The organism is Nocardiopsis eucommiae (genome assembly GCF_965344335.1).
Lineage (GTDB): Bacteria > Actinomycetota > Actinomycetes > Streptosporangiales > Streptosporangiaceae > Nocardiopsis > Nocardiopsis eucommiae.
The window spans coordinates 108,911-126,725 of the sequence record NZ_CBDRIY010000013.1; the positions used below are offsets into that span (position 1 = coordinate 108,911).

Annotated in this window: 18 protein-coding genes; 8 read left to right on the forward strand and 10 right to left on the reverse strand. The window is 70.8% G+C overall.

The annotated features are described in order from the left end of the window. Positions 1-113 precede the first annotated feature (113 nt). From ACRWK8_RS10765 to ACRWK8_RS10775, 3 genes are all read left to right on the forward strand, one after another. Entirely contained in the window at positions 114-734 is a 621-nt protein-coding gene (locus ACRWK8_RS10765) for a TetR/AcrR family transcriptional regulator (protein ID WP_431869946.1), read from the forward strand. Positions 735-774: 40 nt separating this feature from the next. Further along, complete coding sequence (locus ACRWK8_RS10770; RefSeq protein WP_431869948.1) at positions 775-1,944, forward strand: acyltransferase family protein; 1,170 nt, start codon at positions 775-777, stop codon at positions 1,942-1,944. Positions 1,945-2,032: 88 nt separating this feature from the next. Then, entirely contained in the window at positions 2,033-2,566 is a 534-nt protein-coding gene (locus ACRWK8_RS10775; RefSeq protein WP_431870006.1) for a sugar O-acetyltransferase, read from the forward strand. 348 nt (positions 2,567-2,914) lie between these two features. On the opposite strand, the gene ACRWK8_RS10780 is transcribed toward ACRWK8_RS10775, so the two are convergent. Next, positions 2,915-4,804: an ABC transporter ATP-binding protein gene (locus tag ACRWK8_RS10780; RefSeq protein ID WP_431869950.1), complete on the reverse strand. Its 1,890-nt coding sequence runs from the start codon at positions 4,802-4,804 to the stop codon at positions 2,915-2,917. A gap of 157 nt (positions 4,805-4,961) precedes the next feature. Between ACRWK8_RS10780 and ACRWK8_RS10785 the strand changes: the two genes are divergently transcribed. Further along, positions 4,962-5,813: an alpha/beta fold hydrolase gene (locus ACRWK8_RS10785; protein ID WP_431870008.1), complete on the forward strand. Its 852-nt coding sequence runs from the start codon at positions 4,962-4,964 to the stop codon at positions 5,811-5,813. Here the strand turns inward: ACRWK8_RS10785 and ACRWK8_RS10790 are convergent. Next, on the reverse strand, positions 5,758-6,663 hold the full coding sequence (locus ACRWK8_RS10790) for an EamA family transporter (protein WP_378740408.1): 906 nt from the start codon (positions 6,661-6,663) through the stop codon (positions 5,758-5,760). The genes ACRWK8_RS10785 and ACRWK8_RS10790 overlap by 56 nt on opposite strands. A 68-nt stretch (positions 6,664-6,731) precedes the next feature. Here ACRWK8_RS10790 and ACRWK8_RS10795 point away from each other — a divergent pair, with 68 nt between their 5' ends. Continuing rightward, positions 6,732-7,589, forward strand: coding sequence for a LysR family transcriptional regulator (locus tag ACRWK8_RS10795; RefSeq protein WP_378740410.1), 858 nt, complete (start codon positions 6,732-6,734; stop codon positions 7,587-7,589). Between the two features lie 24 nt (positions 7,590-7,613). Here ACRWK8_RS10795 and ACRWK8_RS10800 read toward each other — a convergent pair whose 3' ends face one another. Next, positions 7,614-8,303, reverse strand: a complete 690-nt coding sequence (locus ACRWK8_RS10800; protein ID WP_431869953.1) for a GAP family protein — start codon at positions 8,301-8,303, stop codon at positions 7,614-7,616. 70 nt (positions 8,304-8,373) lie between these two features. Here ACRWK8_RS10800 and ACRWK8_RS10805 point away from each other — a divergent pair, with 70 nt between their 5' ends. Together ACRWK8_RS10805 and ACRWK8_RS10810 are read left to right on the forward strand one after the other, a co-directional pair. Continuing rightward, entirely contained in the window at positions 8,374-8,991 is a 618-nt protein-coding gene (locus ACRWK8_RS10805; RefSeq protein WP_378740414.1) for a TetR/AcrR family transcriptional regulator, read from the forward strand. Positions 8,992-9,128: 137 nt separating this feature from the next. After that, positions 9,129-9,692, forward strand: a complete 564-nt coding sequence (locus ACRWK8_RS10810; protein WP_378740504.1) for a GNAT family N-acetyltransferase — start codon at positions 9,129-9,131, stop codon at positions 9,690-9,692. Between the two features lie 4 nt (positions 9,693-9,696). Here the strand turns inward: ACRWK8_RS10810 and ACRWK8_RS10815 are convergent, their stop codons facing one another. Both ACRWK8_RS10815 and ACRWK8_RS10820 read right to left on the reverse strand, forming a co-directional pair. Then, entirely contained in the window at positions 9,697-10,104 is a 408-nt protein-coding gene (locus ACRWK8_RS10815) for a MarR family winged helix-turn-helix transcriptional regulator (protein WP_378740416.1), read from the reverse strand. A gap of 119 nt (positions 10,105-10,223) precedes the next feature. Continuing rightward, the gene (locus tag ACRWK8_RS10820; RefSeq protein ID WP_431869956.1) at positions 10,224-10,910 is read right to left on the reverse strand and encodes a TetR/AcrR family transcriptional regulator; all 687 of its coding nucleotides are present in this window, start codon (positions 10,908-10,910) and stop codon (positions 10,224-10,226) included. A 79-nt stretch (positions 10,911-10,989) separates the two neighbouring features. On the opposite strand from ACRWK8_RS10820, the gene ACRWK8_RS10825 reads away from it, so the two are divergent. Beyond that, positions 10,990-11,898 (forward strand): alpha/beta fold hydrolase, encoded by a 909-nt coding sequence (locus ACRWK8_RS10825; protein WP_431869958.1) that lies wholly within the window; start codon positions 10,990-10,992, stop codon positions 11,896-11,898. A 34-nt stretch (positions 11,899-11,932) separates the two neighbouring features. Here ACRWK8_RS10825 and ACRWK8_RS10830 read toward each other — a convergent pair whose 3' ends face one another. From ACRWK8_RS10830 to ACRWK8_RS10850, 5 genes are all read right to left on the reverse strand, one after another. Then, positions 11,933-12,736 carry a class I SAM-dependent methyltransferase gene (locus tag ACRWK8_RS10830; protein WP_431869960.1) on the reverse strand — a complete coding sequence of 268 codons (804 nt, stop codon included), beginning with the start codon at positions 12,734-12,736 and terminating at the stop codon, positions 11,933-11,935. Positions 12,737-12,910: 174 nt separating this feature from the next. Next, positions 12,911-14,074 (reverse strand): hypothetical protein, encoded by a 1,164-nt coding sequence (locus tag ACRWK8_RS10835; RefSeq protein ID WP_431869962.1) that lies wholly within the window; start codon positions 14,072-14,074, stop codon positions 12,911-12,913. Between the two features lie 22 nt (positions 14,075-14,096). Beyond that, entirely contained in the window at positions 14,097-14,435 is a 339-nt protein-coding gene (locus ACRWK8_RS10840; RefSeq protein ID WP_431869964.1) for a helix-turn-helix domain-containing protein, read from the reverse strand. Further along, a complete protein-coding gene (locus ACRWK8_RS10845; protein WP_431869966.1) occupies positions 14,432-15,577 on the reverse strand; it encodes a tyrosine-type recombinase/integrase in 1,146 nt (381 codons plus the stop codon). The genes ACRWK8_RS10840 and ACRWK8_RS10845 overlap by 4 nt, the downstream gene beginning before the upstream one ends. 513 nt (positions 15,578-16,090) lie before the next feature. Beyond that, positions 16,091-17,785 carry a hypothetical protein gene (locus tag ACRWK8_RS10850; protein WP_431869968.1) on the reverse strand — a complete coding sequence of 565 codons (1,695 nt, stop codon included), beginning with the start codon at positions 17,783-17,785 and terminating at the stop codon, positions 16,091-16,093. Positions 17,786-17,815 lie beyond the last annotated feature (30 nt).

A 17,815-nucleotide genomic window follows, 5' to 3' on the forward strand; every position in this document is an offset into this window, starting at 1 on the left:
GCCCCTCTCCGCGCATGGGCCACCGGTGCGTCGCGGGGCCTCAGGGTCCGGGTTCAGGGGGCGTTCAGGGCCATCCCCCATGGATTCCTGGTCCGCTAGATAGGATTCTGGCCATGCAGTCAGAAAACAAGCCAGACGGACAGAAGCGGTCCTTCATCGAGGAGGCCCGCAGGGCGCAGATCATCGAGGCTGCGGTGGGCACCATCGCCGAGGTGGGCTACCCCAGCGCCTCCCTGGCGCGGATCGCACGGGAGGCGGGGATCAGCAAGGGCGTGATCTCCTACCACTTCGACGGCAAGGACGAACTGATGGACCAGGTGGTGACGGGTGTCTACACGGAGATCGCGGAGACCGTCGCCGCCAGGGTCACGGCACAGACCACCGCTGAGGAGATGCTGCGCGCCCACGTGCGAAGCGTCGCCGAGTACGCGCTGGAACACCGTGACCGCATGGCCGCCCTCGCGCAGATCCTCATCCACGCACGCGACGCCCACGGCGCTCCCCGGTTCGGGGGGCGCCAGGCGGAACCGCTCTACCAGGGCCTCGAAGCGTTCTACCGGCTCGGACAGCGGAGCAGGGAGTTCCGCGCCTTCGACGTGCGCGTGATGGCGGTCAGCCAGCAGTCGTCCATCGACGCCATGTTCGAGTACTGGCGCGTCCACCCCGACCACGACCTGCTCACGCACGCCGACGAGCTGGGCGAACTCCTGGTCCGCGCCGCCCGAGCCGACTGACTGCCCCCGAAGCTCGTTCACTCCCGGACGCGAGGGCACCATGACACGGCAGTACCCCACCACGACCCCCGCGACCCCGCCCCAGGCCCCACGGGCACGCCTGTTCTTCGTCGACAACCTGCGGGTCTTCCTCACGGTGCTGGTGGTCCTGCACCACGTCGCCGTCACCTACGGCAACATCCCGCTGTGGTTCTACACCGAACCCGCCCAGGACCCCACCGGCGGCCTGTTGGACCTGTTCGTGATCCTCAACCAGACCTTCTTCATGGGCCTGTTCTTCCTGCTGGCGGGGTACTTCGTCCCCGGCGCCGTGGATCGCAGGGGACGGCGGCCGTTCGTCCGCGAACGCCTGGTCCGTCTGGGGGTGCCGCTGTTGTTGTTCCTGGTGCTGTTGCGCCCCCTGGTCATGGCGCCCGCGCACGCGGACCTGCTCGCCGCCGACCCCGACCTGTCGTACTGGATGCTCTACCTGTTCTCGATCGACCCCGGCCCGCTGTGGTTCGTGGAGGTCCTGCTGGTGATGAGCCTGGTCTACGTGGTGGTCCGGGGACCGGGCGAGCGTCGCGCCGCCGGCGCGGACCGGGAGGTCTCCCGCCCGGCCGGTTCCGAGCCGCTGCGCTGGTTCGTCCCGGTCGTCCTCTTCTCCGTGGGTCTGGCGCTGGTCACCTTCGCGTGGCGGTTCGCCTTCCCCGCGCCTTACTGGCCGGTCGTGGGGCTGCCCAGCCCCGGCTACCTGCCCCAGTACGCGGCCCTGTTCACCGTCGGCGTGTTCGCCTACCGGCGCGAGTGGCTCACACGGCTGCCGAACTCGGCCGGGTGGGGAGGTCTGGCGATGGCTGTGCTGGGCCTGGTCTCCCTGGCCGCGACCCTGGCGGTCCTGGGTGTGGACTCCCTGACCCCCGGCAGCTGGCAGGCGCTGGCACAGATCCTGGGGGAGACCCTCTTCGCCATGGGTGTGGTGGTCATGCTGCTGGTGCTCTTCCGAAGGCTGTTCGACCGGAGCAACCGCTTCCTGGCCTTCCTCTCCGACAACGCCTTCGCGGTCTACGTGCTGCACGCCCTGGTCCTGGTCGCGCTCGGGCTGGCGCTGAGCGGCTGGGAGGCGGTCGCCCTCGCGAAGTTCGCCGGGATGGCGGTGCTGGCCGTGCCGCTGTGCTGGGTCGTGGCCGCCGGGGTCCGGGCCCTGCCGGGGGTCCGGCGGGTCCTCTGAAGCGCCGTGTGACGCCAGGCCCCGGGGTTAGGGTCGGACCAGGACTCCCTAAGGAAGGACCACCCCCGTGGGCACTCAGAAGGAACGCATGCTGGCCGGTGAGCTCTACCTCGCCGACGACCCCGAGATCCACGCGGACGTGGCCCGAGCCGCGCTGCTCTCCGAGGCGTTCAACACCTGCGCGGCCGACGACGCCGAGGGGCGGTTCAAGGCCCTCACCGACCTCGTCGGTGAGCTCGGGGAGGGCAGCGAGATCCGTCCGCCGCTGCGTGTGGACCTCGGGTACCGGATCACCATCGGGCCGCGTTCCTTCGTCAACTTCGACGCGGTCATGCTCGACGTCGCCCCCATCACGATCGGCGCGGACGTCCTGATCGGACCGGGTGTCCAGCTGCTCACCCCCACGCACCCGATCGACCCGGAGCTGCGCCGGGCCAAGTGGGAGGCGGCCGAGCCCATCACCATCGGAGACAACGTGTGGCTGGGCGGCGGGGTCATCGTCTGCCCGGGTGTGACCATCGGTGAGAACACCGTGGTGGGCGCCGGGGCCGTGGTCTCCAAGGACCTGCCAGCGAACGTGGTGGCGGTCGGCAACCCCGCCCGGGTCGTCAAGGAGATCTGAGACCGGAGCGGTGGGGGACCGTCGCGTCGGGCCCGCCTTCGACGCCCGGACCGGCGAAGGGCGGAGGGGCCGGAACGCGGGCTGCGTTCCGGCCCCTCGCCGTTCCACGGGCGGGATCAGTCCTGCGGCCGCCCCGCTTGGAGGCGCTCCAGGTTCTCCTCGCCCCAGGCGCCGAGGGCGTTGAGCGCGGGCGGAAGTGTGCGGCCGAACTCGGTCAGCGACTACTCGACCCTGGGCGGCACCTGCTGGTGGACCTCGCGGTGCACCATGCCGTCCGCACTCGCGGGCCCCGGGCGCCGTCGTGGCCGTCCCCCGGTGTGGCGCCACCGGGGGACGGGGTTCGTGGGCCTACCCGGCCGTCGTCGCCGGTTCGGGGTCCCCGTGGGAGAACTGGGTCCGGTACAGCTCGGCGTAGCGGCCGCCCCTGGCCAGCAGCTCGGCGTGGGTGCCGCGTTCCACGATCCGCCCGGCCTCGACCACCAGGATGGCGTCCGCCGCGCGGATGGTGGAGAGCCGGTGGGCGATGACCAGGGCGGTCCGCCCCTCCAGGGCCTCGGCCAGCGCGGCCTGGACCGCCGCTTCGGAAGTGGAGTCCAGGGCGGAGGTGGCCTCGTCGAGAATGACCACCTCCGGCCCGGTCAGCAGGAGACGGGCGATGGTGAGCCGCTGGCGCTCCCCTCCGGAGAAGCGGTAGCCGCGCTCGCCCACCACCGTGTCCAGTCCGTCGGGGAGGCTGGCGACGAGGGTGTCCAGGCGGGCACGGCGCAGGGCGTCCCAGACCTGTTCGTCGGTGGCCTCGGGGGCGCCGAGGGTGAGGTTGGCGCGGATGGACTCGTGGAACAGGTGGCCGTCCTGGGTGACCATGCCCAGGGTGGCCCGCACGGACGCGAAGGTGAGGTCGCGGACGTCGGTACCGCCCAGGCGGACGGTGCCCTCATCCACGTCGTACAGGCGCGGGGTGAGCTGGGCGATGGTGGACTTGCCCGCTCCGGAGGAGCCGACCAGGGCCACGGTCTGACCGGGTTCGACCCGGAACGACACCCCGTGCAGGACCGGGCCGTTGTCGGTGGTGTCCAGGGTGGCGACCTCCTCCAGTGAGGCGAGGGAGACCCGGTCGGCGGTCGGGTAACCGAAGGAGACGTCGTCGAACTCCAGCGAGACGGGCCCCGCGGGGACCGGGCGCGCGTCCGGGCTCTCGTCCACCAGCGGCTCCAGGTCCAGGACCTCGAACACCCTGCTGAAGCTGACCAGGGCGCTCATGATCTCCACGCGGGCGCTGGCCAGCGCCGTCAGCGGCGCGTACAGGCGGGTCAGGAGCATGCCCATCGCGACGACCGTTCCGGCGTCGAGCTGGCCCCTCAGCGCGTAGAAGCCGCCGAGGCCGTAGACCAGGGCGAGGGCGAGCGCGGAGACCAGGGTCAGGGCGGTGAAGAAGATCTCCTGGACCATGGCGGTGCGCACTCCGATGTCGCGGACCCGGCTGGCGCGGCGGGCGAACTCGGCGGCCTCGTCGTCGGGGCGGCCGAAGAGCTTGACCAGCGTGGCGCCGGGAGCCGAGAAACGCTCGGTCATCTGGGTGCTCATGGCGGAGTTGTGGATGGTGCGTTCGCGTTCGATCCTGGCCAGCCGGGCGCCCATGCGGCGGGCGGGCAGGACGAAGACGGGCAGCAGCACGAGCGAGAGCAGGGTGATCTGCCAGGACAGGGTCGCCATGACGACCAGCGCCAGCACGAGCGTGACGAGGTTGCTGATCACCCCGGACAGGACGTCGCTGAAGGCGCGCTGGGCACCGATGACGTCGTTGTTGAGCCGGCTGACCAGGGCTCCGGTACGGGTCCGGGTGAAGAAGGCGACCGGCATCCGCTGGACGTGCTCGTAGACGGTGGTACGCAGGTCCAGGATGAGCCCCTCCCCGACCCGGGAGGAGAACCACCGCACGGCCAGGGAGAGCACGGCCTCCGCGATCGCGACCAGGGCGATGAGCCCGGCCAGGAGCAGGACCGGCCTGAGGGCCGCCCCGGCCACGATCTCGTTGACGACCTCACCAGCCAGCAGTGGTGAGGCCACCGCCAGGGCGGCCGTGACGACGCTGAGGCCGAGGAACCACGCGAGGGGGCGTGCGTGCGGTCGGGCGAAGGAGGCGATCCTGCGCAGGACGGGGCGGGAGAAGGGGCGCTGATCCTCGTGGGCGTGCATCGCGTGGTAGATCGAGTTCCACGCGGCCATTTCCATACTCATGGGGTCCACCGGTCCGAGTCGTTGGGTACCCCTGAACCGTAGAACCCGAACAATACTTGAGGTCAAGTTTTCATCGTACCTCCCGAGTTCTTCCCTGTACTTCCCTTTCATAAGGAAGGTTGCGGTATCTTGAGGAAGAGGAGAGAGGATGCGTGTCATGAGTGCGATCTACCGAACCGAGGACGGGGAGCGGTGGCTCCGGCAGCGGTACCTCCGGGCCCTGGACCATGCCCCCGTCCCGACCCGGAGGCTGACGGTCCCGACCCGTGAGGGGGAGACCTTCGTGCTCGCCTGCGGCCCCGAGGAGGCTCCGCCGCTGGTCCTGCTGCACGGGTCCGGGGCCAACTCGGCCCACTGGTTCCCGGACCTGCCCGCGTGGTCGGAGCACTTCCGGGTGTACTCCGTGGACCTGGTCGGTGAGCCCGGACTGAGCGCGCCCACCCGCCCCGAGCTGTCCACCGAGGCCAGCGCGCTGTGGCTGGACGACGTCCTCGCGGAGCTCGGCGTGCGTGACACCGCCATGGCCGGGATGTCCCTGGGAGGATGGACGGCTCTCGACTACGCGATCCGCCGCCCCGGACGCGTCACCCGCCTCGCTCTGGGCTGCCCGGGCGGGGTGGGCGCCCAACGCCGGTGGAGCATCCTGGGGGCGGGGCTGCTCATGTCGTTCGGGGCCCGTGCCCGGCAGCGGTCGGTCCGCTACCTGGTCGGGCTCGGGCGTTCCGGGAACGACGCGGTGCTGGACGAGATCATGGCGGTCTTCTCCAGGTTCCGGCCGCGTACCGCGTCCCTGCCGGTTTTCCCGGACGAGGCGCTGCGCACGCTGGGGACCCCGCTCCAGGTGACCGTGGGCGACCGGGACCGGATGTTCGACTCCGAAGAGACCGCCCGGCGCGTGCGGGCGTGCGTCCCGCACGCCCGCGTACGGGTGCTTCCCGGAGTCGGCCACGCCCTCACGCCCCAGACCGGGCCCGCCCTGGAGTTCCTTCGAGGCGGGGTCCCCGGCTGACCGTTCCGGCGCTGACCGCGTTCGCGGCCACGATCGCGAGGATCGCCGCGCCCTCCCACCCGTCCAGGGCCTGGCCCAGCACCAGCCAGCCCGCCAGGGCCGCCATCACGGGGTGCACGCTCATGAACAGGCCGAAGAAGCGGGCCGGGACCCGGCGCAACGCGTACAGGTCGCCCAGGAACGGGACCATCGAGGAGAGCACCCCCGCCACCGCCGCACAGAGGACGGCGACCGGTGTGGGCGGGTGCAGGTACAGCGCGGTGATCCCCACGGGCACGAACACGAGCGCGGAGATCCCGGCGGCGGTCGCCGAGCCCTCGATCCCGGGGAGCCGCCGCCCGACCGTCCGGTTGAGCAGGATGTAGGCGGCCCAACAGGCCGCCGCGACCAGGGCCAGGGCGATCCCCGTGTAGTCGGTGGAGGGCTGCGGACGCATGAGGACCGCGACAGCCCCGCCCGCCACCAACGCGCAGGCCAGGTCGGTCCAGCGGCGCGTGGCGGCCAGGGCCACCGCCAGCGGCCCGAGGAACTCCAGGGTGACCGCCAGCCCCAGTCCGATGCGGTCCACGGCCAGGTAGAGGGTCAGGTTCATGGAACCGAACACCACCGCCATCGCCAGCACCGGCCACCACTGCCGCCAGGTGAAGGCACGCAGTCGGGGACGTCCCACCAGCATCAGCACGGTGCCCGCCACCCACTGGCGGATCGCGACCACCCCGACCGGGCCGATGACCGGGAAGGCCAGGGCGGCGGTGGCCGCCCCGACCTGGTTGGAGGCGCCGCCGGTCAGCATCACGGCCATGCCCCGCCAGCGGTCGGCGCCCTGCCCGGTGTCGGTGGAAGTCGTCATACCGGGAGCATCCACCGGCCGTTCGTATACGCAAAATGCATACGAGTGAGCATCTATACGCTGAAGTCATGGATCTCGAACTCCGTCACCTGCGCTGCCTGGTCGCGATCGTGGACACGGGCGGGTTCAGCGACGCCGCCCTCGACCTGGGGGTGTCCCAGGCGGCGGTCTCCCGGACCCTGGCCGCCCTGGAGGGCATCCTCGGCGTGCGACTCCTGCACCGCACCAGCCGGGACGTCACGCCCACCACGGCCGGGGTCCAGGTGTTGGCCCGTGCCCGCCACCTGCTGGCCGAGGCCGAGAACCTGGTGAGCGAGGCGACCACCGGCCACACCCGGCTGCGGGTGGGCCACGCGTGGTCGGCGGTGGGCCGCCACACGGCGGAGTTCCAGCGCCGCTGGGCCGACCTGCACCCGGGCGTGGACCTGCACCTGGTCCGCACCAACACCCCCACCGGCGGGCTGGCCGAGGGGTTGTGCGATCTGGCGGTGGTCCGAGCGCCCTTCGACGGCAGGCGCTTCGACAGCGCCGTGGTGGGACACGAGCGGCGGCACTGCGCGATGGCCTCCGACGACCCCTGGGCCCGGCGGCGCTCGCTGCGTCTGGACGAGCTGACCGGCCGCGTCCTGCTGTTCGACCGGCGCACCGGAACCACCACGGCGGACCTGTGGCCGGAGGGCGCGCGGCCCGAGATGGAACCCACCCGCGACATCGACGACTGGCTGGCCGAGATCGCCACGGGGCGGGCGGTCGGCATCACCCCGGAGAGCACCGCCACGCAGTACCGGCGCGACGGCATCGTCTTCCGCCCCCTGCGCGACGCGCCGCTGATCCCGGTGCGGCTGGTCTGGCGACGCCACGACCCGCACCCGGCCACGCACGCGGCGGTGGCGCTGCTCTCGGAGCTGTACGGCCAGGGGCGCTGACCGGGCCCGGGTGACCGGCGGGACTCAGGGGTTCAGGGAGTCGATGACGTCGATGACCCCCACCTGTTGGAGGCCGTGCACGAGGAGGATCAGCCCCACGATGCCGATGATCCAGGACAGGGTCTCCCGCGAGCCCGCGTCGATCTTCTCGCGCCAGCGGTCCAGCCTGGGACGCAGGCGCTCACCGAACACGCGGTGCCCCAGGTAGAGGAGGACGGGCGGCAGGACCATCACGAGGTTGTAGGCGGCGAGCACCGGGATCCAGGTGGAGGCGCTCAGCCCGGCGGTGCTCATGATGCCGATGGCGCCGAGGTAGGGCAGGGCGGTCCCGGCCTCCAGCAGACCGGTCGCCAGGCCGAGGCCGATCATGCTGACGGTGCGGAACGAGGCCGGGCGTCGGGGAGCGCGTCTCCTGGTCGGCATCACCCAGGAGTAGGCGAACAGGCCCCCGCCCAGGACCAGGAGCCCCCAGCCGAAGAGGGGGCTGTCCGCGAGGTTGGACAGGCTGCCGAGAGCCGCCCCCAGTCCCAGCATGAGCGCGCATCCGAGGGCGAAGTAGAACAGGGCCACCGTGCCGAGGTAGACGAAGAGGGGGCGGGCCACGGAGGTCGCGCCGCTGAGCAGTACGAACAGGGAGACGCCGAGGGTCGTGGGACTCAGGGTGTCCAGGAGCGCCAGTCCGGCGACCGGCAGGAGTACGTCCAAGGGGGGCATGCGACTCTCCACGTCTGTTTTTAACTCGGCTGTGCTAAATAAAATAACACAGGCGTGCTAGAAAAGGGGAGTGCCCAAGATCGTTGATCACGAAGAACGCCGCAGGGAGCTGGCCGAGGCCCTGTGGAGGGTGATCGCCCACTCCGGCCCCCAAGCCGTGTCCATCCGCACCGTCGCCGCTGAGGCGGGGCTCTCCGCCGGGGCGCTGCGCCACTACTTCCAGACCCGTGAGGAACTCCTGGTCTTCGCCATGGACCTGTCCGAGGAACGCGTCGTCGGGCGGATGCGGGAGCAGTCGCGCACCTGGCGCCCCGAGGAATCAGTGGTCGAGCGCGCCGCCGGGTTCGCGGAGCACATGCTCCCCCTGGACTCCGTCCGCAGCGCCGAGTTCCAGGTCTGGCAGGCCGCCGGGCACCTCGGGGAACTCGACCCCCGTCTGGAGGAGCGCTGGGCCCGGCAGCGCGGCCTGTACCGCCAGTTGGTCGGAGCGCTCGGCGGGCTGCCTCCCCTGGAGGACCCCGAACACGAGCACCCCGACCCCTGGCTGGAGACCTGGGCCGCGTTCCTGCACACCTTCGTGGACGGGCTCGCGCTCCAGATGATGGTCAACCCCGCACAGGTCCCCGCCGAGGCGGGTCGGGCGCGGCTGCGCTCCTTCCTGGCCCACGTGGAGGCCAGTCGGAGGTAGTCCGTCCGGGCCGCCCGGACGGGACGCACCCCCGGGCCCGAACCGGGGGTGGCCGGTCCACTCCCCGGACTTGGACATACTGGGTGCGCGGTTCGGGGTGATTCCGAAGGATTTCGAGGGGGAAGAGCGTGACCACCATGCGCGGCGACGAGGGTGTGCCGGACGGACGGACCAAGATCGAGTTCAGGCCCGCGGGGGTCGAGGACGTCCCGGCACTGGTCGACCTGGTCAACTCCTGCTACCGGGGCGACAGCTCACGCCGGGGCTGGACCACCGAGGCCGACTTCCTCGACGGCCAGCGGGTGGACGCCGACGCCCTGACGGAGCTGTTCGGCCGGACCAACACCCTGGTGCTCGTGGGTGAGTCCGAGGGCGAGGTCGTCACCTGCTGCGAACTCCAGCGGACCGTCAACGGCGCGTACTTCGGGATGTTCTCGGTGCGCCCCGACCTCCAGGGCGCGGGCCTCGGGCGGATCGTGCTGGCCGAGGCCGAGCGCACGGCGGCGAGCGAGTGGGGGTGCCGCCTCATCCGGATGAAGGTCCTCAAGCAGCGCCCGGAGCTCATCGCCTGGTACGAGCGGCGCGGATACACCAACACCGGCAAGACCGAGCCCTTCCCCTACGGCGACGCGGCCTTCGGGCTGCCCCGACAGGACGACCTGGCCTTCGTCGAACTCACCAGGGAACTGCACTTCGACTGACCGGTCAGGACGGTTCGAGGTTGGCCGACATCCGCTCCAGCACGTTGACCGTGTCGCGGTACTCCTGGTCGCTGACGCCCTGGCACAGGCGTTCCCGGGTGCGGGTGACGCGCTGGAGGAGCTCGCCGTGGGCCCGCTGTCCCTCGGAGGTCAGTTCCAGGGAGACCAGACCGCTGATCCAGCCGCGCTCACGCAGGGCCTCCACCGCCGGAGCGACGCTGGGCTCGTCGTCCTCCAGGAAGGGCGCCAGGCGCTGGTCCAGCTGGAGGACGGTGCCGGGGTCGTCGTGCAGGGAGTTGAGCACCTGCCACTGGCGGCGGTCGAGGGAGTCCTCGGCCAGGGCGTGGTCGAAGTCGTGCTCGATGAGCCGGTCCAGGTGCTTGAGCCAGAATCCGATGGGCAGGTCGGACATGGTGCCTCCGGAGGGCCGATGGTCCCGATGGACCGACGCTATATCGGGCGTCGCCGCCGTCGCCAGTGCTCCGCCGGTGCGTGTCCCGCGAGTACGACGTGGACCGCCCCGAGCCGCCGTCAGCGCGCGACGAGGCCGGTGAGCACTCGGCGGACCATGCGGTCGAACAGGGCGTGGGTGTCCTCGGCGGCCTCGGGGGCGGGGCTGTTCGCCAGGGCGGCCACGACGAGCGGGTGCCGGTCCTCGGTCGCCGCGACGCCGGTCAGGGCCACACGGGTGGAAGGGGACGCGTCGGCCGCGTTCCGGCGGAGCTCGGTCCGTGCGAAGAGCGTCACCAGCCCGTTGAGCAGGCCGATCGTCTCCAGCTGGGCCGGTTGGGAGAGCCCGCTCGGGGCCAACGCCCGCAGGGCGCGCTCCAGGTAGTCCATACCGTGGGGCCCGGGGACGGGCTCTGTGGGCAGGTCGAGGAGCCAGGGGTGGCTCAGGTGCACCCGTTTCGCGCGGGTGGCGAGCGCCGTCAGGTCCTCGACCGGGTCCCCGCTGAGCGGAACGTCGAGGTCGATCTCCGCCGTGACGGCGTCCGCCATGAGGTCGAGCAGGTCGGAGCGGGTGGACACGTACCGGTACAGCGAGGCCGGTCCGGTGCCCAGCCGTCCGGCGACCCGGCGCATGGACACCGCGTTCAGGCCGCCCTCGTCGGCGAGGGCGACCGCGGCGGCGGTGATCTGGTCCCTGCTGCGTTCCGGTGCCGGGCCGCGCCTGCCTCGCTCCGGGCGGTTCCACACGGTCGTCGGTTCCTCGTTCACCGGGCCCCTCGCCTCGTCACGGTCGTGTACCCCTATCCTAATACTGAGAACAGTGATCGCAGTATGAGAGGAGCGGGCCATGACCTCCCAGGTGTGGACCCCGACCAGGTGGGCGCGGAACGGCGACGTACGCCTGGCCCACGACGCGTGGATCGGAGCGTCCGAGGGGGAACCGCTGCTGCTCATCATGGGTCTGGGCGTCAACCGGGCCTGGTGGCCGGACGGCCTGTGCCGCCTGCTGGCTGAACGCGGCTTCGCGGTCGCGCGCTACGACCAGCGCGACTCCGGCGAGTCGACCCACCTGCCGCCCACGCGGACCCGCACACCGGTCACCGCCCTGCTCGCCAAGCGCGGTGAGGCCTACACCGCCGAGGACACGGCCGACGACGCCGTCGCGGTGATGGACGCACTCGGCTGGGAGTGGGCGCACCTGCTCGGCGTCTCCCTCGGCGGGGCCGTGGCCCAGCGCGTCGCTGTGCGCCACCCGGACCGGGTCCGCACCCTGACCACGGCGTGCGCGGTCCCGGGCGACGCACGCGGACTGCGCACCCTGCGCTACGTCAACATCAGCTCCGTGGCCAGACTCAGCCGGATGAGCTTCCCCGACACCAGGGAGGGCGCGATCCGGGCGGGCCTGGCCGTGGCCCGCTTCTGCGCGGGGCCGGTGGAAGCCTTCGACGAGGAGGAGGCACTCGCCAGGGCGGAGGCCCTGGCCGACGAGGGTACCCGCGACACCCGGGCACAGAGCCGCCAGATCGGGGCCCAGTGGCACGGGCCGCCGATCAGCGAGGTCACCGCGCCGACGCTGGTCCTCCACGGTACGGACGACCCCCTGATCCGGCCGCGCGCGGCCGCCGCGATCGCCTCGCGCATCCGTGGGGCCCGCCTGGTCGCCCTGCCCGGGGTCGGGCACGAGATCCCGCCCCGGACCTGGTCCACCGTGGCCGGTGAGGTCCGCGTGCTCGTGGACACGGCCCCGCCACGCTGAGACGGGCGACGGGGGCGGGGGGTGGAACGAAGTCTCAGTCCGGAACGCGGCACAGGACCGCGCCCCGGGGTATCACGAACACGCCGTCGGGGTGCTCGCTCCACCGCCGCCAGCCGGCGGAGATCCACTCCAGGTCGTCCTGGCTCGCCATGCCCCGGGTGACGGCGTCCCGGCCCATGGTCGACTCCAGGATGCGACGCGACCACATCCCGCCCCACCAGGCACGGCGTTCGGGGTCGGAGTGGTCCCACACCTCCGCGACATGCCTGACCTCGGTGAAACCGGCCGCGTGCGCCCAGGCCAGCAGGTGGCGCCCGGCATCGGGTTCGCCGCCGTTGGCCCGGGCCACCCGCTGGTACAGCGCCATCCACGCGTCCAGCTCGGGCAGGTTCGGGTACCAGTGCATCGCCGAGTAGTCGCTGTCGCAGGCGGCCACCACCCCGCCCGGCCGGGCGACACGGCCCATCTCGGCCAGCGCCCGCACCGGATCGCCCACGTGCTGGAGGACCTGGTGGGCGTGGACGACGTCGAAGGTGTCGTCGGGCAGGTCCAGGGCGTGGACGTCACCGACCACGAAGTCGACGTTGTCCACACCGGCCTCCTCCGCGTGGGCGCTCGCCCTCTCGACCGCCTCGGCGGAGGCGTCCACGGCGGTGACGCGCCCCGGCGCGACCCTGCGGGCGAGGTCGACGGTGATGCTGCCGGGGCCGCAGCCCACATCCAGCAGGGAGCGGCCGGGCCGGACCTCCGAGAGCGCGTAGGCGGCTGAATTCTCGGCGTCGCGCCACAGGTAGGAGGTGGTGACGATCGGGTGCTGTCCGTGTGTGTACCGGGCCATGGCGTTCCGCCTTCGTCTCGGGGGCTCCGGTCGACCCTACCCGCGAGTCTCCTCTTGTGAGATCTATTTCTCACAAAGTGAGACGAAACCTGGGTGACTCAGGGGTCGGGGGTCGAGACTGGTAAGAGTCGTTGATCGAGTGATCTGGGTTCTCCGTGACTCACGCCTCCGGGATCACTGTGAGTGGTCACTGGAGGCGTAGCGGTTCCAACTTCCTCCGGCCTCCGTGAGGACCTGTGTGGTGGTCTTGTCGTGGAACCCCAGCGCTTGAGCGATGACCGGCGCGGGGACTTGGAGCACGAGCTGGCGCAGAGCAGCGGCCCGGACCGCTCTTCCCGGAATGCCGAGGTTGCGGATCAGTTCGGCCAGGCTGTGCGGGTGCAGGGGGCGTCCTGCCCGAGCGCCAGGGAAAAGCCAGGGAACGCCGCTGTTCGCGGTGTTGATGTTGCTTCGCTCCGCTGCGGCCCGCAGTAGCAGGTCAGCGAACGGTTCGGGGACCGGTGTCGGTGGGTCTCCGAGGCGAATGTGCACCTGCCCGCCGGTGTCCTTGGTGATGTCGTCGATGGTCAGCAGGACGATGCGGCTCGCGGGTTGGGCGAAGAGCAGCATCAGGCAGGCCGCTGCCCGGGAGCGCAACGGGCCTGCCTTCTCGTCCAGGACCCGGCGTAGGAGTTCGAGCCGTCGATGTTGGGTGAGCCGTTGGCCTTCGGTGATCGCCAGCCGGGGGAAGGTCAGCTTCGCGGGGGTGCGGTTGGTGTTGCGTGCCCAGGTGAGGAAGGCCCTCAAGGAGCGTTGTTGGTGCAGGGGGTGTGTGGCGTGCCAGCGGTCGATCTCAGCCTGAGCCACCGCTCCCAGAGCCAGATCCTTCTCATTCAGCCAGGTGAGGAACTCGTGGGCTCGGTTGAACTGCTGCGCTGCGTGCATCCCAGTGCTGGGAGTCAGTGGTTGACGCTCGGCTCGTGCGCGGAGCTTGGGCATCTGGTGCCAGGTCGCGAACTGTTCCAGGGTCGGGAGGTGGGCCTGGTCGTGGAGTTCGTTGAAGCGGCGGTGCAGCCAGCTCTCGTGGTGCAGCAGGTACTTGTCGGCTTGGGGCAGGAGGGCGCAGGTCATGAGCAGGTCGCGCAGGTGTGCGGCGGCTCGCCACTCGGGGTGTTCGTGGAAGGCCTGGTGGGTGAGCGGCAGGCTGCCCTGCGCCAGTTCGCGCAGGAGCAGGCGGGCCTTGGGGCCGCGGATCCAGGCTGAGGCGCTCCGGTGCCGGGGCATGGCCAGGATCGCTTCCCGCAGCGGCTCCAACTGCGGATTCGGTCTCCCGGTGCCGTCGTCCAAGAGCGCGTCCACCCTCGCGGGCAGGGTGCAGGGTCTACCCACCGTTCGGATCGATCCGGGCGCGCTTGGGACGCAGTGGAACGACCCCGTCAGCCGAGCCGCCTGTTTCGCCGGTGGCGGTGCGCCGCGGTGCGGCGTTCTCGGCCCGGGTGGCGATGAGGTCGGTCGGGGTGCACTCGAAGATGTCGCAGAGCGCGGCCAGGACCGGCAGGGAGAGCCGCTCGGGGCTCTGGGTGACCAGGCGCCAGACCTGGACCGAGGACAACGCGATGCCCCGCTCGGCCAGGGGGCGGGCGAGGTCGGTGGCGGTGAACATGCCGTGTTCGGCCATGATCTCCCGCAGCCGCCACTGGTAGCTGACCTGCCGCTTCATCGTTTCGTCCTTCCGGTGTCCAGGGCCGCTCTCATCGTGGCATCCATCGCCTTGCGCAGGGTCCGGGTGCGAAAGTCCGAGGAGACGCAGGTGTAGAGGGAGGTGGTGGAGGCGTGTTCGTGGCCGACCTGTTCCTGGACGAACCGGGGGTCCCAGCCGTCCTCGATCAGGTGCGTGACGTAGGAGCGCCGCAACGAGTGCAGGTCCAGCCCTGGGTCGAGGCCGATCGCGTCGCGGTAGGCGGCGAAGCGGGTGTTCATCTGCGAGAACCCGATGCGGGGCCCGCGCTCGGAGGGCCACAGCGCCGAGGAGCCGGTGTGGCTGAAGGCCGGACGGGCTTCCTCCACCCACTGGGCCAGCACGTCCACGATCCAGTCCATCCCGCCGATCCCCCCGCGCGGGCCGACGGTCAGGACGCTGCGGCGCTTGGGTGGTGAGCCCTTCATGGCCTTGCCCCAGCGCACGTAGCAAACGCCGTAGCCGCCGAACTCGTGGGCGTGGGGATTGGGTCCGAAGTCGGCCAGGTCGCGCATGCGCACCTCGCGGCGGCGGAGCCCGTAGGCGTAGGCGGTTTTGAACAGGGCGGCGTCGCGGAAGGCGGGCAGCCAGCCCTTGCGGCCGGCCCCGCGCACCCGGAGGACCTGGTCGTCGGCGTGGTCGAAGAAGGCCAGGAGTTCAGAGCGAGTGAAGGCCCTCTTTGAGGGGTCGGCTTCGGATTCTTTCAGGTGGTGGGCGGTGTTCCACTCGTGGCAGACCTGGATGGGGTGGGTGCCGAACCTCTTCTCGCACTCGGCGGCCCACTCGTAGGCGGGGTCGGTGAGGAAGGCGCAGAAGGAGCGGACGGCCTCGGCGTAGTTGCGCAGGGTGGACTGTTTCAGGTGGCGGACGGCCCGCAGGTCCCCGAGCCACTCGTCGACCATCTGCGCAGACCACTGCCAGGGCATGGCATCGGCGTGGCGGGTGAAGGCCCTCACCGCGTTGAGGCGGCCCTCGATCGTGGACAGGGCCAGGTTGCGGGCCATCTGCTGGTTGCGCCAGCCCTCCAGCATCGCCTCGGCGACCTGTTCCTCGGGGCGCAGCAGCGTGGTCCCACCGACCAGATGCAGCCCCGCCGCCCCCGGCACTGTGCCGTTTCGGGTCACGCTCCGCCACCTTCCGCCGATTACATCAAACGCAAGAATCTTTCATCAGAAGTAATCGACTGGCAAATCCGCAGGTGAGAACGGGGTTCTTGGAGCCTTAGGAGGGCGCTAGCCTGGCGGTCCTCCTCCTGGAGCAGCGCGGGAAGCCCTCCAGGTCAGCACGTTCCACCCTATGTGGCAGGTAGTCGGTGACTTCACTCGGTGAAATAGCGATTCCTTGGAGGATTACGACAGGATTTAGCGGTAAGCCCGCTCACCGGTCGGTAATGAGTGCGTCCAGGGCACGGGTTTTGTCCACCTCACTCGGCAACGTGTAGCGGCGGGTGGTGTTCAGGCCGGCGTGGCCGCCCAGTCCGTGTGTTTCCAGAAGTCGAATCAGGGGTGCTGCGGGCCAGGGGGCGTGTTCCCAGATGTTAATCACCCAGTTCACTTCGCGCCCATGCGGCCAGGAGGTGGTCGCGGTCCTGAGGCCAGACCACGGCATGCGCCGCCGAGCCGTTCCGAGAAGGGGGACTACGTCCGGGTGTTCGTCAAGTGGCGACCGATGAAACCGACCAGTACCTGGCCCACGACCTCCGTCGCGTCTTGGAAATGGACCCGCGGTGACACCGACCCTCGCGAGTCGATCTTCAGGTGCGCCTCCATCAGCGACCGCCCGGACGGGTCCACCTCCAGCGGGACGGGGAACGTCCTTTCGTGCGCCCATCGCGCACGAACTTGATCGGACTCCACCATGGCCACGGCCTTCACCGGCCAGGGCCGTCCGCCCTCCGGAGGCCACTGGCAGAAGTCGTAGAAGGAGCCCGCGAAGCCGCACGCCTTCTTGACCTGCGCGTAGCTGTCAAGGGACCGCAACGCTTCCCACGTTTTGCGGGCCCACACCGCTCGTTTGGCTCCGGCCACCCCGTCCAGTTCCAGACACACCTGACGGTCGCCGGTGAACAGCACACCGTCGACGTGGGGCAGCATCTCCAGCAGCTCCTCGAACGTGGACGGATACCGGGTCACGGGTACCGGCTGGTAGGCCTCTTCGCCCCGTCCGAGCTGGAGCAGGCGCACCCGGAGCGCCTCGATCTCGTCCCGCGCCTGGGACAGCTCCTCCAGAGAGGTGAGGTGGTCGGCCAGCTCCACCTCAATCCCCCGCTCCAGCCTCTCGCTGTGCTCGCTCATGGAAGCGAGCGACTCCTCGGCCAGCTGAGCGCGCTCCTGGAGCTGGTCGATCTCGGTCGAGGCCTCGGTCAGCAGACCCTCCATCACCACGACCTCACCACGGAGCGCCTCCATGGCCGCCGTGCTCTGCTCGGTGCTGGCGCGTGCCTGGGCCAGCGCCTGTTCGCGTTCCCTGCGGGCCGTGTCGGCGGCGTCCCGGAACGGCACCGAACGCAGCTGCGGCGGCAACGGGTGGGTGCGGGCATGGCCCTGGACCCCGTGGGCGACGACTTTCCAGGCCCTGTCGCTGGCATCGCGCATCCGGGCTGGGGACAACACCCGGTGCCGGTGTCCGTCGGCGGGCCAGGCCGGATCGACGTCGGCCAGGTAGGTACGGACCGCTCCGGGGCCGACGCTGTAGTCCGGCCCCAGCTGTTCGCGGATGGCCGTGCACACCTGAGGGCTGTCCAGCAGGTACAGGGACGCCGAACCGGTGATCTGTCTCAGCGTCGCCCGGAGTCGACTGCTCCACCGCTCGTCGGGCTCAGAGGGCCGTGCGGCGACCACCGCGGGGTAGCGGCGGTCCACGCTGGTCAGCACAGCCAACAGAGACTCGACACGGTCCATGGTGACGACCTGGGGGTTACAGGTCAGGCGCGCCGGACCGTCCCACACCGGCAACTCCTCCACGAGCTCCCCGATCAGCCGTGGCCTGTTCCACCCGGGTTCGCTCGCGGGCAGGTGCTCCAGCTCCACCCCGACCCACGCCTGATCCGACACCACCGAAGTGACGGTACTCACCCACACCCCTGAGGGGTTCTCCTCCCGCAACCGGGCCCGCATCCCCTGCTCCGTGCCGTCCTCCCGGTAAGCGCTGGACAGGGTCACGGTGGCTTGATCGGTGAGGTGGTGGGTTCCCGAGCCGACGGGCAGGGGTGAGGCGGGGTACTTGCTCTCGATCCACGCCGCCAGGCGGCGACGCACGATGGCGAGCACGTCGATGTCCGACCCGTTGGTACGCACGGGCAGGACGGCTCGGTGGACGAGGGGTGACGGCACGGGGTACTCCACCTAGTCGAGGAAGGGAGC

Bases quoted from the DNA above. Each gene is read 5' to 3' on its own strand.
- ACRWK8_RS10765 (WP_431869946.1), top strand. From the start codon at position 114: ATGCAGTCAGAAAACAAGCCAGACGGACAGAAGCGGTCCTTCATCGAG.
- ACRWK8_RS10770 (WP_431869948.1), top strand. From the start codon at position 775: ATGACACGGCAGTACCCCACCACGACCCCCGCGACCCCGCCCCAGGCC.
- ACRWK8_RS10775 (WP_431870006.1), top strand. From the start codon at position 2,033: ATGCTGGCCGGTGAGCTCTACCTCGCCGACGACCCCGAGATCCACGCG.
- ACRWK8_RS10780 (WP_431869950.1), bottom strand. From the start codon at position 4,804: ATGAGTATGGAAATGGCCGCGTGGAACTCGATCTACCACGCGATGCAC.
- ACRWK8_RS10785 (WP_431870008.1), top strand. From the start codon at position 4,962: ATGAGTGCGATCTACCGAACCGAGGACGGGGAGCGGTGGCTCCGGCAG.
- ACRWK8_RS10790 (WP_378740408.1), bottom strand. From the start codon at position 6,663: ATGACGACTTCCACCGACACCGGGCAGGGCGCCGACCGCTGGCGGGGC.
- ACRWK8_RS10795 (WP_378740410.1), top strand. From the start codon at position 6,732: ATGGATCTCGAACTCCGTCACCTGCGCTGCCTGGTCGCGATCGTGGAC.
- ACRWK8_RS10800 (WP_431869953.1), bottom strand. From the start codon at position 8,303: ATGCCCCCCTTGGACGTACTCCTGCCGGTCGCCGGACTGGCGCTCCTG.
- ACRWK8_RS10810 (WP_378740504.1), top strand. From the start codon at position 9,129: ATGCGCGGCGACGAGGGTGTGCCGGACGGACGGACCAAGATCGAGTTC.
- ACRWK8_RS10815 (WP_378740416.1), bottom strand. From the start codon at position 10,104: ATGTCCGACCTGCCCATCGGATTCTGGCTCAAGCACCTGGACCGGCTC.
- ACRWK8_RS10825 (WP_431869958.1), top strand. From the start codon at position 10,990: ATGACCTCCCAGGTGTGGACCCCGACCAGGTGGGCGCGGAACGGCGAC.
- ACRWK8_RS10830 (WP_431869960.1), bottom strand. From the start codon at position 12,736: ATGGCCCGGTACACACACGGACAGCACCCGATCGTCACCACCTCCTAC.
- ACRWK8_RS10840 (WP_431869964.1), bottom strand. From the start codon at position 14,435: ATGAAGCGGCAGGTCAGCTACCAGTGGCGGCTGCGGGAGATCATGGCC.